The following is a 12623-nucleotide window of genomic DNA, read 5'->3' as shown; positions in this document are numbered from 1 at the left end:
ACTATCCGGAGATGGGCTGCTCGACGGCCGAACGCAGCAGCGATCTGAACCTTCCGGGCGCTTCCAGCCAGGGGAAGTGCCCCGCTTCCGGAAGGATCGCGACGTCGCAGTCGAGGCGGGTACCCAACCGCGTCAGCTCGTCAGCCGGTCGTGGGTCTCCTGCACCGCCGATGATCATCGATCCGGACGGCAGCACCTCTCGCAGCTCGTCGAGGCGGGCGTCGAGGGGGTCGGCCTTCTTGTCCACGCTCAACTGACTGTTCATCGAATAGTTGATCGGGCGCCGGATGCGCGCGGCCTCCAGCGCCCACCGCCACGCGCGACGTCGGTCGGCGTGGTCGGTGAACCAGGCCAGCGCGAGGAACTCGATCTCCTCGGCCTCGGACCGGACCTCCATGGCGTCGAGAATCTCGAACCTGGACTGCTGGGTGTACGTCCGCCGCGACACTTCCGTCGCCTTGCAGAGCTCACGCCAGTTACCGGTGAACGGTCCGGCCAGGTGGACGAGGCGTGCGACCCGCTCGGGGTGCGCGAGCGTGAAATAGCTGGCCAGGTCCGAGCCGTAGGAATGCCCCACCAGCACAACCTGCTCGTAACCCCACCCGTCGAGGAGGAGTTTCAGGTCGGCAATGTGCCGCGTGAGGGTGTGCGGCCCGTCCCAGCACGACCTGCCCGTACCGCGCTGGTCGTAGCGGTGGACGACGGTGACATCGTCGAGCATCTGCGCGACCGCTTGCAGATAGTCCGGGAGGCCGGGGCCACCGTGCAGCAGAACTACCGGAGGCGCGGATCTACGCAATCCGGTCGTCCACGTGCGGAGCGTGGCATCGTCGTCCATCCCGACCATGCACATCGCCATGCGTATCAATTTAGGTGGTTCGGCGACGGCCCGCGCGATGTCCCGTGTTTTTCCCGCGCGCCCGCCGGCTTCCCGCGACTACAGCACCGACGGTCAGACCCACCGCACGCCTCATGCGAGCGAGACGACCTGGTTTTCCTGAGGATGCACGCAGCGATCGGCACGTCTCTCGTACCGATGTTCGAGCTGAACAGGATGCGTATCGCATGCCCCGGGCGTGTACGTCGGACACCGAGGGTGAAACCGGCAGCCGACAGGAACCGCATTCGGAGCCGGCACGCTGCCGGGGATGGGTTCGAGCCTGTCGCCACGACCGCGACGTGGTGTCGCGGCCAGCAAGCCTTTCGTATACGGGTGTGATGCCCCGGCCAGTACCTCTGACGTCGGGCCCTCCTCGACGATCTGCCCGCAGTACATCACCGCGATCCGATCACACGCCCCCGACGCGACGCCCAGATCGTGCGTAATGAGCAGAACCGCGACATCGAGGTCGTGCTGCAGTTCGGCAAGCAACTCCATCACACGGGCCTGCACCGTTGCATCGAGCGCGGTCGTCGGCTCATCAGCAACCAGAACGGACGGCTCGCATGCCAGCGCCATGGCAATCATCACGCGCTGCGCCATCCCGCCGCTGAAACTGAACGGCATCTCGTGCGCACGCCGCGCCGCATCCGGGATCCGCACCCGATCGAGCATCTCCACGGCCCGCGCCCACGCGTCCTTGCGACTTCCACCGCGGTGACGCCGCACCGATTCTGCGATCTGTCCCCCGACCGACATCGTCGGATTCAGACTGCGGCGTGGCTGCTGGAAGATCATGCCGATATCGCGACCGAGAATTGCGCTGCGCTGCTTGGGTGTGAGCGCGAGGACGTCGATGTCACCGAGGCGGACGCTGCCGGACACGATGCGGCCACCGGTGTACTCGGTCAGGCCTGTGATCGCGAGCGATGTGACGCTCTTACCGGAACCGGATTCGCCTACCAGCCCGAGCATTTCACCGCGTCGGAGGACCAGGCCGACGCCGTCGACCGGTCGGATCACATTCGGTCCGTTACCGAACTCGATCGTGAGGCCGCGCGCTTCGAGAACGATATCTCCCGCGGTAGCGCTCTGCTTACTCATCGTGTCCCCTTCGTGTCGCCGACGGCGGTGCGCAGACCGTCACCAATCTGGGAGAACGCCAGAACCGTCAGCGCGATGGCCAAGCCCGGCGCGAACATCAAGAACGGTGCCGCATAGAAGTTGTCGAACGCGGTGCGCAGCAACGATCCCCAACTCGCCTGCGGTGGGGTCACACCCAAGCCGAGGAAGCTGAGGTTCGCCTCGGCGATCATCGCGATGCCGAAGAGCAAGCTGACCTGAACCAACACCGGTGGAAAGGTATTACGCAGCACATGGACGAACATGATGCGCAGCGGCCGGCATCCGATCGCCACAGCAGCTTCCACATAAGTTTCGGAACGCACCGCCATCGTGGCACCGCGGACGATGCGGAAGATCGAGGGTGAGAACACCACACCGATCGCGAACATCGCGGTCGTCAGGCCGGGCCCGACGACTGCAACGACAGTCACGGCGAGCAGGAGGGCGGGCACGCTCATCAGCGCATCGTTGAGCCGGCCGAGCACGGCGTCGACCCTCCCCCCGAAGTATCCGGATACCAACCCCAGTGGCAGACCGATGATCACCGACACGAGCACAGCTTCTGTCGCCGCGATCATGGTCACGCGCGTTGCGTCGACCAGTCGACTGAACTGATCACGCCCGAGATCATCTGTTCCGAGCCAGAATTCGGAGTTCGGTGAAACCAGGGCATGCCGCAGGTTCAAGGTGTTGGGATCCGTGGCCACGACAAGCGGACCGACAATCGCCACGAGCGTGACGAAACCCAGAAAGACGAGGGCGCACAGAGTGACTCGATCTCGACACAGCGCACGTACAGTCGTGGTAACTATACTCGCGCCCGCGGCGGGCAGCTTCTCGGCTTCGGCCGATGCCGGAGGTGCGACCGGGATCGAGGCCGGGGCCTTTTCATCATGCAGCGACACGGTTGACCGTCCTCGGGTCGATGAAGCGATAGGAGAGGTCGACGAGCAGATTGATCACCAGCACGACAGCAGCGGCAAGCGCAACGATCCCGAGAATCGTCGGAATGTCACGTCCCAGCACGGAGTCGATGGTCAAGGTTCCGAGACCTTGGATGCCGAAAACGGTTTCGATGACGACCGTGCCGCCGAGCAACTGCGCGATGCGGATGCCCAGAACAGTGACGATCGGGATGCCCGCATTGCGCACGACGTGCATCGTGTAGATCCGCCAGGTCGGTATGCCCTTTGCTCGCGCGGTGAGAATGTGGTCTTTGTCCAGCACTTCCAGTACCGAGCCTCGGGTGTGCCGGGCGAGTTCGGCGGCAGGCATGATGGCCAAGGCAACTGCGGGCAACACCACATGCGCTGCCCACGGGGCCACGCCCTCGGACAACGGAACGTATCCGGTGGCAGGCATGGTGCGCAGGGTCAGGGCGAACACCATGACCAGGAGCATGCCGACCCAGAACTGCGGGAGTGCGATACCCGCCGCGGACACGACACCGACGATCCGGTCGATCACCCCTCCGGGGCGCACGGTGGCAACAATGCCCAGACCCACACCCAGAACGATCGCAATGATAACCGCGACCAACGCAAGCGACAGGGTCGGTTCGAGTCGCGAACCGATGAGCTCGGTGACGGGCTGTCGTCTACTGTAGGACGTGCCCAGATCGCCGGTCAGGGCCGAAGAGAGCCAATCCCAGTACCGAATGAAGAACGGTTGATCCAGACCCAATTCGCCACGCACGCGGGCGATGTCCTCGTCCGTGGCGTTCTGGCCGGCGAGGTCGATAGCAGGGTCTCCCGGTGCTGCCGCCATCATCGCGAAGACCGAGAAGGTGACCAGAAGGAACAGGACCGGGGTCGTGATGACGACCCGGCGCAGTGTCGTCACGACGGCTCCGCCTCTCCGACCCGCCCGACGTAGCGCAGGTCCATCATGAACTGGGACTCACCGTTGATCGCCTCGTCGAAGCCGACCACGTCGGACGCGGTGAGGAAGTATGTGTTGTAGTGGCAGATCGGAACGAAGATCGCAGCTTCGGCAAGAGCAGTGATGAGCTGGGCATTAATGCGTTCGCGTTCCTGCGGATCGACCGTCCTGGACGCCTGTTCGGCGAGCGCGGCAAGCTCGGGATCATCGTAGGAGAGCCGAGAGCCGGCCATGGTCCACTTCACCGTATCGGCCGGGGTACCTTCCGGCGCAATGGAGTACATGAACGAGTCGGTTTGATGGGTGCGGAATGCCGTGATTGCCTCGATGCTCGTACCAGGTCGCAGGATGGTGTCGATGCTGACGTCGTCGAGATTGTCGGCGGCGATGACCGGGAGTGCCTCTCGGCCCGAGGCGTACGTGATCTCGAATGTTGTTGCGCCGATCTCGTCGACGAGTCTACGCGCGCGGTCAGGGTCGTACGGATAGGGGTCGGTGAACTCGGCGACGTGGCCGGGGAAGCCGTCCCGTGACATCTGAGCCGACGGGGCACAGACATCCTGGTAGTAACCTTCGGCAATTGCGTCACGGTCGATTCCACGGATGAGAGCTTCACGCATACGATGGTCGGGCATCCGAGTCGAGCTGAGCCACAATGCTGCCAGCTGATTCGTCGGTTCCTCGATGAGCTTCAACGTGCTGCCCTGCGCCGCGAGCTGCGCCTGCCGCACCGCCTGAGCGACTGTGGCGTTGACATAGGAAACATCGATCTCACCCGCCCGGATCGCCGAGTCGCGGGTGCGGTCGTCTGCGATGTAGCGAATCTCGAGGTGTGCGAGCGCACCCGCATCCGGGTCCCAGTTCTCGTCCGGCGCGCGCGCGTAGCTCACAGATTGACTGGGTACGAACGTCTCCACGAGATACGGACCAGTGCCGGCGGGGCCCGGATCGACACGCAGGTCGCGGGTCGGGTCCGCCAGCGCGGCGGGGCTGATCATCGCGCCCGCCGGGCCGGCGAGTAGCGTCGGCATATCCGGTGTGGGTTCACGGTAGTGGAACACCACCTCGTGATCGTCGACGACTTCGATCCGGTCGAGGGTCGTCAAGAAGGGCGCTACCACGGATTCGGGCAGTTCTTTCGCCCTGGTGACGGACTCGACGAGCGCTCGCGAATCGAACGGCGTGCCGTCATGGAAGACCACGCCCTCGCGGAGGGACATCCTCATCGCCATCGCATCCGGCGCGGTGTCCCAGGACGTCGCGAGCATCGGAACGACGACTCCGCCGGTCTCAACACGTGTGAGCCGATCGAAGACCGGGTAGTAGTACACCCGTTCACCCGATGTTCGTTCGCGATGCGGGTCGAACCCTGTCGGCACCGCGACGGTGGCGGCGACGAGGCCGGCGTCGCGGTCGAGAACCGCAGTGGCCTGGTTCGTCACCGACTCCGCACTGTTCGGCCCGTATCCGCAGCCTGCGGCGAGCATCGTCACGGCAAGAGCTGTCGCCCCGATGAGGCGTCGTGATCTGTGAACGGCCATGGTTCTCCTTCGAACTCGTTGCGGCCCAGGTTCCGTCCCCGCGGTGGGTGTGCCGTTACCATGCGACGCCCGTGCCCTCGTAGCGGGCGAGCAGTGCGCGCTTGAGGATCTTGCCGCTCGGCAAGCGCGGCACCTCACCGAACTCGACACTCCGGGGCGCCTTGAAATGTGCAAGTTTTTCCCGCGCATGAGTAATCAGCTCGGCAGCAAGGGCCTCGTCCGCAGCGATGCCGTCGGCCGGGGTCACCACCGCGTGCACCCGCTGCCCCATCTCCTCGTCCGGTACGCCGACGACCGCGACGTCGAGAACCGCCGGGTGCATCGTCAGCGCGTCCTCGATCTCCTGGGGATAGATGTTCACCCCGCCGGACAGGATCAGGTCGGTGCGTCGAGCCGACAAATAGAGGTAGCCGTCCTCGTCTACATGCCCGAGATCACCGAGCGTGCTCCAACCCTTGTCGTTGTACGCACCATCGGTCTTGTCAGCGTCTCCGTGGTACTCGAACTTCGCGGTACCACTCATCCAGATGGTGCCGACTTCACCCTGCGCGAGTTCGACTCCGTCGTCGTCGCAGATGTGCACCTCCCCGAGGGTCGGTCTACCGACGGACCCTCGGTGCTCGAGCCACTCGGGAGTGGTGATCATGAAGAACCCGTTGCCTTCGCTACCCGCGTAGAACTCGAGGATTTTCGGGCCGAACCAGTCGATCATGCGCTCCTTCACCTCGGTCGGGCACGGCGCGGCCGCATGGACCACGACGCGCAGGCTCGACACGTCGTACCGGACACGGGTCTCATCCGGCAGCTTGAGCATGCGTACGAACATCGTCGGCACGAACTGGGCGTGGGTCACGCGTTGTGCACCGATCTCGGCCAGCGCAACCTCGGCGTCGAAGCGGTCCATGATGATCGCAGTGCCTCCGTTGCGGACGGTGCCCATGCTCCATCCGAGCGGCGCCGCGTGATAGAGGGGACCGGGACTCAGATATACCGTATCCGGACCGAATCCGAAGGCATTGCGCATCGTCGTGTCGATCATCAGTCCGGTCCCGAAAGATGCGCCGGTCAGTGCGGGCAGAATTCCCTTGGGCCTTCCGGTGGTGCCGGACGAATAGAACATGTAATACCCTTCGATCTCGTCGTCGATCGGGGTAGTCGGAAGGTCGACGACTGCATCCGCGACCCGCTCGGCTCCACTCGGCGACGTCTGCCCCACGGTCAATCGCCCTTCGATTGCAGGAGTCTCGGCTGCGACGACGGCGGCCAGTCGGTCGAGCTGTTCGGAGTGGACAAGTAGACGCGCACCGCAATTCTCGACGACGTACGCTGCCTCGTCGTCGGCAAGGTGCCAGTTGACGGGTGTGTAGAGAAGCCCGGCTCGCTGTGCGGCCCAGACGACCGGGAACACGTCCAGGCAGTTCTCCATGAGAATCGCGATGTGATCACCGGCTCGCAGTCCGCGCTGTCGGAGCAGGTGAGCGATGCGGTTGGAAGCATCTTCGAGCTCCCGGTAACTCAGCGTGGCACCGCTGCCTGCCATTGCGACCGCCGGCTTGGCCTCGTAGTTCGCAGCCAGGTCCGTCAGGTTCATCGCCGTCATGGCAGTCCCTCCACGAGGCCGTCCCGAAACGAACGGCAAAACTACAACTTCACTTAGGACACTTTGTATACTATGTTGCACGCATCACACAACCCTGGCATCCACTGACCCGATGGAGCACCATGCCCCTTCTCGACGTTCACTCACTGTCGAAGACATTCCCGCACGGATCTGTATCACGGCCGGCGGTCGACGACGTTTCCTTCACCGTGATCGAGGGTGAAACCCTCGCTCTGGTAGGAGAATCCGGCGCAGGTAAATCCACGACGGGTCGTCTCGTTTTGCGACTGACCGACGCAGATTCAGGCGAGATCAGGTTCCGCGGTTAGGATGTTAGCAGTCTGCGTGGCGTCGATCTGCGGAATTTCCGACGCGATGCGCAAATGATCTTCCAGGATCCGTTCTCATCCCTCAACCCACGTATGCGGATCTGGAAGGCAGTCGCCGAACCGCTTTTGGTGCACGGGGTCTGCCCTAGGAACGAGTTGAAAGATCGGGCCGCCGCGCTGCTCGAGAGCGTCGGCCTCGGCACGCATCTACTCGATCGCTACCCCACCGGACTGTCCGGTGGTCAACTGCAGCGTGCGGCGATTGCCCGTGCGCTGAGCACGGACCCGTCGTTGATCGTGTGCGACGAGCCTGTCGCGGCCCTGGATGTATCCGTTCAGGCACAAGTAATCAACCTGCTGCTCGACCTCCAGGAAGAGCGGGGCGTGGCCTATCTGTTCGTCACCCACGACCTTGCCCTCGTCGAGAAGCTCGCGCATTCGGTTGCGGTGATGCGAGCGGGCAAGATCGTAGAGCACGCCCCTACCGAGGCTCTGTTCTCCGAGCCGGAGCAGGCCTACACTCGGACTCTGCTGGCCGCGATCCCGGAAATACCCGAGACCGCGGCTGTCTGATTCACCGTGCGGCTACGGCCGCGGCACTCCCGGAACGCCGCCGTGGACCTCGATGCGCTGACCGGTGATCTGACGAGAGCGGTCGGAGATCAGGAACTCCACCGCTTCCCCAACGTCTTCCGGGCGGGTGACTCGCCCAAACGGCATCTGCGCGTCCAGTTCGACCGCATCTGCGGCGCCAGTGACGGCCCGGGCCAGACGGTCCCCCATTTCGGTGGCGATAAGGCCGGGGGCCACGATGTTCACGCGGATACCGTTGCGGGCCTCTTCGGCCGCAACCGTCCTGCCCAGCGCCTCGAGCGCTACCTTGCCGATCGTGTACGGTGCGTTACCCGGCGCCGCCGTCGCCGCCGCGGTGCTGGAGATCAGCACCACTGACGCCCGTTCGGACTTGCGCAGCATCGGAATCGCTGTCGACAACAGATGGAACGCGCCGAAGGCGTGCACGCCGATCACCCGGGCCATCTCTGCCGGTTCCGTGTCGGCCACGGTCTTTCCTCGGCTGGCGATTCCGGCGTTGTGGACCAGTGCGTCGATGCGGCCGAAATCGGCCGACACCTGCTCGACCTGTTCCGCGACGGCGGCCGCGTCCGCGACGTCGCACCGATACATTCGGCACTGCACACCGGTCGACTCCACCTCAGCTCGAGTACTTTCGGCAGCTTCGTCATTTCGCGCATACAAGCCGGCGACGTCGAATCCTTCGCGGGCCAGACGCAGCGCAATCGCACGCCCGGTTCCGCGGCCCGCCCCGCTGATCAGAACGACCGACGCTTCACGTTCAGGATTCTCGTTACCCACGGAGTCTTCTCTCATCGGTTCTCGTAGATGGGCGACCGCTTCTCCACGAAGGCGGTCATCGCTTCCGACTGGTCGGCTGTCACCGAGGTCAGAACCTGCTGCCGGTTCTCGAATTCGACGGCAGTGTCGAACGACGGCATCTCGAGCGAAAGCCACATGCCGCGCTTGGTCAGCGCCAGCGACAACGGTGGTGCCGCGAGCAGATCGCTCACGCAGGTGTCGATACGGCCGGCCAGTGCGTCATCGGGGACGACGTCGGCGAGCAGACCGATCCGCACGGCTTCGTCGGAGCCGAACTTGCGTGCGGTGAGCATGAGTTCGTGTGCGCGGCCTGCGCCGACGATGCGCGGCAACAACCATGAGGTGCCGATATCGCAACCGGAGAACCCGACCTTGATGAACGACACTGCAAAGACCGCACTTTCGGCGGCGATTCGTACGTCGGACGCGCACACAAGCGCGAATCCCCCGCCGGCAGCCGGACCGTTGACGGCGGCGACGAAGACCTGCGGCAGCCGTCGAATCTTCTGCACGAGCGAAGCGATGTCCTGCTGGCGTGCCAGCGTCCGGTGCACTTCCCCGAACTCCTCGGTACCGGGAATATCACCGTATCCGTCGAGGTCGAGGCCCGCACAGAAGCCGCGACCGGCTCCGGTGAGGACAACCACCCGAGTCGTGCGATCCGATGCGAGCGCATCGAATTCCCGGTGCAATGCAGCTGCAAGGTCGAGATCCAATGCATTGAGCTTGTCCGGGCGGTTCATCCGCAGAATCTTGACACCGTCCCGCGGATTCTCGATCGATAGCACGTCGCTCATGAATTCCTCGATTCCTTGCTCGGGTGATCTTCTCGGGATTCGAGATTCGCCAGCCGGACGGTTCCGCGGGACACGAGCCGGTTGTCGGGTCCGACGATCTCGACCTGCCACAGCTGCTGGGTCCGACCGCGGTGGATCGGGGTCGCCTCTGCGGTGAGCACACTTCCCGCGCCCACCGCTCGAATGAAGTCCGTCGAATTGTTCACCCCGACTACGCTGCGGCCGGGGCCCGAGAAATACTGACCGCCACCGACGCTCGCCAGCGTCTCGATGATCGCGCAGTACACGCCACCGTGGACGATGCCCGCGGGCTGCAGGTGTTCCCCGTCGATCTCGATCGTCGCGGTCACGAGGTCGGGTCCGACATCGGCCAGCGTCATGCCGAGGTGCGCGTTGAAGCCGGTGACAGTGAGCGAATCAGGAGTACTCGTCATGATCGATCGTTCTTGTCGCGTGACACTGCTGCTGCGAGGGTGGTACGCCAGTTGCCCGCCTCACGAGCCGCGCCGAGTTCGTGAGCCAGCCGGTCGACCACGCCCGCCACGGGCGGGACATCGTGGATCAACCCGGTCGAATGACCGCCGCTGAACACCGTCTTCCACGGTTTGACACCGGCCGGCAGATTCGGGCGGTGTTTCGCGAGTGGTTTCGGCAGGTCTGCGGGGTCGAGGCCGTTCGCCACCATCGACGGCGCGAGGAAGCTGGCGGGCAGACCTGCGATCGCGTCGGTGAAAACGACATCCTCGCTGCGTGCAGTGACGAGCATGTCCTTGTGGTCGTCGACGGTGCCCGACTCGCGCGTCGCGATGAACCGGGTGCCCATCACCACAAGGTCGGCCCCGAGCGTCAGCGCTGCGGCGATGCCGTGTCCGTCGGCGATACCACCGGCCAGCATGATCGGACCATCGAAGATGCGGCGCACCTGCGGCAGGAAGGCGAATGGGGACAAGGTGCCGGCGTGCCCACCGGCTCCCGCACACACGAGCATGAGCCCGTCGACACCGGCCTCGATCGCCTTCTCGGCGTGGCGGATGGTGGTCACGTCATGGAACACCGTCCCGCCCCATCCGTGCGCGGCGTCCACGACTTCACGCGGATCGCCCATATTGGTGAGTATCAGCGGTGCTTCGTGTTTCGCGACAGTTGCGAGTGCACGGTCGCGCTTGTCTTTGTCGACTGCGGAGGATGCGAGCAAGTTCACGCAGAACGGCGCGAACGGCTCACCACGATCGATGCTGTCGCGCTCGGCGGCGCGGATGGCGCCGAGCCAGTCGTCGAGTGTCTCGGGAGCCCGCGGATTCGCGGAGGGGAATGCGCCGATGACACCCGCGCGGCACGCTGCGATCACCAGGTCGAGATTCGAGACGATGAACATCGGCGCCGCCATCACCGGCACCCGTAGGTCCTGCCACCGCACGGTCATCGGATACCACCTTTCGGGAAGTGCTCGGCGCGCAGGTCGGCCTTGCGGATCTTGCCCAGCGCCGTACGTGGGAGCGCGTCGACGAGAACGAATCGCTCCGGGGTCTTCTGTTTCGCGAGACCGGATTTCACGAAGTGCTCGCGGATGCTGTCCAGATCGATATCTGCGCCGGGCACAGTCACCACGACTGCAGCGACGACTTCCCCGTATCGGGGGTCCGGTGCGGCGACGATTGCGCCCTCGGCCACCGACGGGTGGGTGACAAGCACATCCTCGAGCTGTCCCGACGAGATGGTTTCACCCGCACGGATCACCACGTCCTTGATGCGGTCGGTGATCGTGAGCCGACCGTCGACGTCGAGATGTCCCAGGTCGCCGGTGCGCATCCAGCCGTCGACGGTGAATGCCGAGGCATTCAGACTCGCATCTCGGTAGCCGACGAACTGGTCGGGTCCGCGCGTGACAACCTCGCCGTCCGCGCCGGTGGGCACATCGGCGCCGGCCTCGTCGACAATGCGCACCCGCACGCCCGGGAGAGGCGAGCCGTCGGTACCGAGGCGCGCGGCCTCCGGGTCGGTGGCCGAGCCTGCGGTAACGGTGGGTTGTTCGGTCGACCCGTAGCAGCGGTAGGTGCCGATCCCCACGTCTGCTGCACGGCGGACCAGGTCCTCGGGGACCGTAGCTGCTCCGATGAGGAACTCACGCATCGTCGTGAGCTTTCCGGCGACGTCGCCGAGGTCGAGCATTCCGGTGAGGTGGAACGGGGTGCCCGACGTCGCGGTGACACGGTGTCGGGCGATCAGCTCGACGGCGAGGGACGGATCCCACGTGTCCATGTACACCGTGTCCTGGCCGTGGAGCAACGGCCGCAGTACGCTGCCGACGCCCGCAATGTGTCCGGGCGGGAACGACACGAGCTGCACGGCGTCCTCCCCCGCGCCCAGGTACTGCGGTGCCGACCGCTGCTCTGCGAGCAGCGAATTGTGGCTGTGCTGTACACCCTTGGGAGCAGACGTGGTGCCCGAGGTGTAGATCAGCAGTGCGACGTCGTCGGAGTGAACGGTCGGCGGGGTGTACACCGATGTGGTGGTGACGAGCTCGTCCCACGCACACACGCCGGCTGGTACGGCATCGCCGACCACCACGACGTGCTCGAGGGTAGGGATGTCGGAGTACGCGGCGACACGGTCGCTGTACTCGATCGAACGCCAGCGGTCGGCCTGGACGAGGACCTTTGCGCGTGACTGTTCGAGGATGAAGCGGACCTCGTTCGGTCCGTAGATGTGCACGATCGGAACGAGTACTGCGCCCGTGAGCAACACTGCTGCGTAGGCGATCGACGCCTCGATACGGTTGGACAGTTGCACGGCCACGGCGTCACCGGGTGCGATGCCACGATCCTGCAACGCGGCAGCAACCCGCTGGGCGAGCATGTGTATCTCACCGACCGTCGTCACGAGTTGCGCGCCTTCTGCGCCGGCATAGACGACGGTCGTCGACGCTCCGGAGACGCAACTCTCGGCAAGCACGTCGGGCCACGTGCGCTCGCTGTAGAAGCCTTCGCGGTACCACAACTCGCGTAACGCAATGGGGTCGTAGGTGCTGATCTCGGGTGCTGTCATCTCGGGCGCCTCGGTTCTGGTCGGTCGGCG

At 64.8% G+C, this 12623-nt stretch carries 11 protein-coding genes and 1 pseudogene; 1 reads left to right on the top strand and 11 read right to left on the bottom strand.

The window, feature by feature from the left end:
* Position 1: 1 nt before the first annotated feature.
* The 6 genes from Q7514_RS06945 to Q7514_RS06920 all read right to left on the bottom strand — a co-directional run bounded on the left by Q7514_RS06945 (position 2) and on the right by Q7514_RS06920 (position 7018).
* Positions 2 to 859 carry an alpha/beta fold hydrolase gene (locus tag Q7514_RS06945; protein ID WP_330132510.1) on the bottom strand — a complete coding sequence of 286 codons (858 nt, stop codon included), beginning with the start codon at positions 857 to 859 and terminating at the stop codon, positions 2 to 4.
* 111 nt (positions 860 to 970) lie between these two features.
* On the bottom strand, positions 971 to 1984 hold the full coding sequence (locus Q7514_RS06940; RefSeq protein WP_330132509.1) for an ABC transporter ATP-binding protein: 1014 nt from the start codon (positions 1982 to 1984) through the stop codon (positions 971 to 973).
* A complete protein-coding gene (locus tag Q7514_RS06935) occupies positions 1981 to 2910 on the bottom strand; it encodes an ABC transporter permease (RefSeq protein ID WP_330132508.1) in 930 nt (309 codons plus the stop codon). The genes Q7514_RS06940 and Q7514_RS06935 overlap by 4 nt, the downstream gene beginning before the upstream one ends.
* Positions 2897 to 3847: an ABC transporter permease gene (locus Q7514_RS06930; protein WP_330132507.1), complete on the bottom strand. Its 951-nt coding sequence runs from the start codon at positions 3845 to 3847 to the stop codon at positions 2897 to 2899. The genes Q7514_RS06935 and Q7514_RS06930 overlap by 14 nt, the downstream gene beginning before the upstream one ends.
* On the bottom strand, positions 3844 to 5427 hold the full coding sequence (locus Q7514_RS06925) for an ABC transporter substrate-binding protein (protein ID WP_330132506.1): 1584 nt from the start codon (positions 5425 to 5427) through the stop codon (positions 3844 to 3846). Before Q7514_RS06925 ends, Q7514_RS06930 begins: the two co-directional genes overlap by 4 nt.
* Positions 5428 to 5482: 55 nt before the next feature.
* On the bottom strand, positions 5483 to 7018 hold the full coding sequence (locus tag Q7514_RS06920; RefSeq protein WP_330132656.1) for an acyl-CoA synthetase: 1536 nt from the start codon (positions 7016 to 7018) through the stop codon (positions 5483 to 5485).
* Between the two features lie 131 nt (positions 7019 to 7149).
* On the opposite strand from Q7514_RS06920, the pseudogene Q7514_RS06915 reads away from it, so the two are divergent.
* Positions 7150 to 7929 (top strand): annotated as a pseudogene (locus tag Q7514_RS06915) (ATP-binding cassette domain-containing protein).
* Positions 7930 to 7941: 12 nt separating this feature from the next.
* Here the strand turns inward: Q7514_RS06915 and Q7514_RS06910 are convergent.
* The 5 genes from Q7514_RS06910 to Q7514_RS06890 are packed head-to-tail and all read right to left on the bottom strand — an operon-like array spanning position 7942 to position 12593.
* Complete coding sequence (locus Q7514_RS06910; RefSeq protein WP_330132505.1) at positions 7942 to 8745, bottom strand: SDR family NAD(P)-dependent oxidoreductase; 804 nt, start codon at positions 8743 to 8745, stop codon at positions 7942 to 7944.
* Positions 8742 to 9548: an enoyl-CoA hydratase/isomerase family protein gene (locus tag Q7514_RS06905; protein ID WP_330132504.1), complete on the bottom strand. Its 807-nt coding sequence runs from the start codon at positions 9546 to 9548 to the stop codon at positions 8742 to 8744. The genes Q7514_RS06910 and Q7514_RS06905 overlap by 4 nt, the downstream gene beginning before the upstream one ends.
* Entirely contained in the window at positions 9545 to 9982 is a 438-nt protein-coding gene (locus Q7514_RS06900) for a PaaI family thioesterase (protein WP_330132503.1), read from the bottom strand. The genes Q7514_RS06905 and Q7514_RS06900 overlap by 4 nt, the downstream gene beginning before the upstream one ends.
* Entirely contained in the window at positions 9979 to 10971 is a 993-nt protein-coding gene (locus tag Q7514_RS06895) for an NAD(P)H-dependent flavin oxidoreductase (protein WP_330132502.1), read from the bottom strand. The genes Q7514_RS06900 and Q7514_RS06895 overlap by 4 nt, the downstream gene beginning before the upstream one ends.
* Positions 10968 to 12593 (bottom strand): AMP-binding protein, encoded by a 1626-nt coding sequence (locus tag Q7514_RS06890; protein ID WP_330132501.1) that lies wholly within the window; start codon positions 12591 to 12593, stop codon positions 10968 to 10970. The genes Q7514_RS06895 and Q7514_RS06890 overlap by 4 nt, the downstream gene beginning before the upstream one ends.
* Positions 12594 to 12623: the final 30 nt, after the last annotated feature.

It is taken from the genome of Rhodococcus artemisiae (genome assembly GCF_036327795.1).
Lineage (GTDB): Bacteria > Actinomycetota > Actinomycetes > Mycobacteriales > Mycobacteriaceae > Rhodococcus > Rhodococcus artemisiae.
Note: the sequence above shows the minus strand (reverse complement) of the source record. Positions and strands in the feature narration are given on the sequence as shown.

Coding starts and splice junctions, on each gene's coding strand:
- Q7514_RS06895 (WP_330132502.1), bottom strand. CDS start 10,971: ATGACCGTGCGGTGGCAGGACCTACGGGTGCCGGTGATGGCGGCGCCG.
- Q7514_RS06945 (WP_330132510.1), bottom strand. CDS start 859: ATGGCGATGTGCATGGTCGGGATGGACGACGATGCCACGCTCCGCACG.
- Q7514_RS06890 (WP_330132501.1), bottom strand. CDS start 12,593: ATGACAGCACCCGAGATCAGCACCTACGACCCCATTGCGTTACGCGAG.
- Q7514_RS06905 (WP_330132504.1), bottom strand. CDS start 9,548: ATGAGCGACGTGCTATCGATCGAGAATCCGCGGGACGGTGTCAAGATT.
- Q7514_RS06940 (WP_330132509.1), bottom strand. CDS start 1,984: ATGAGTAAGCAGAGCGCTACCGCGGGAGATATCGTTCTCGAAGCGCGC.
- Q7514_RS06900 (WP_330132503.1), bottom strand. CDS start 9,982: ATGACGAGTACTCCTGATTCGCTCACTGTCACCGGCTTCAACGCGCAC.
- Q7514_RS06910 (WP_330132505.1), bottom strand. CDS start 8,745: ATGAGAGAAGACTCCGTGGGTAACGAGAATCCTGAACGTGAAGCGTCG.
- Q7514_RS06920 (WP_330132656.1), bottom strand. CDS start 7,018: ATGAACCTGACGGACCTGGCTGCGAACTACGAGGCCAAGCCGGCGGTC.
- Q7514_RS06925 (WP_330132506.1), bottom strand. CDS start 5,427: ATGGCCGTTCACAGATCACGACGCCTCATCGGGGCGACAGCTCTTGCC.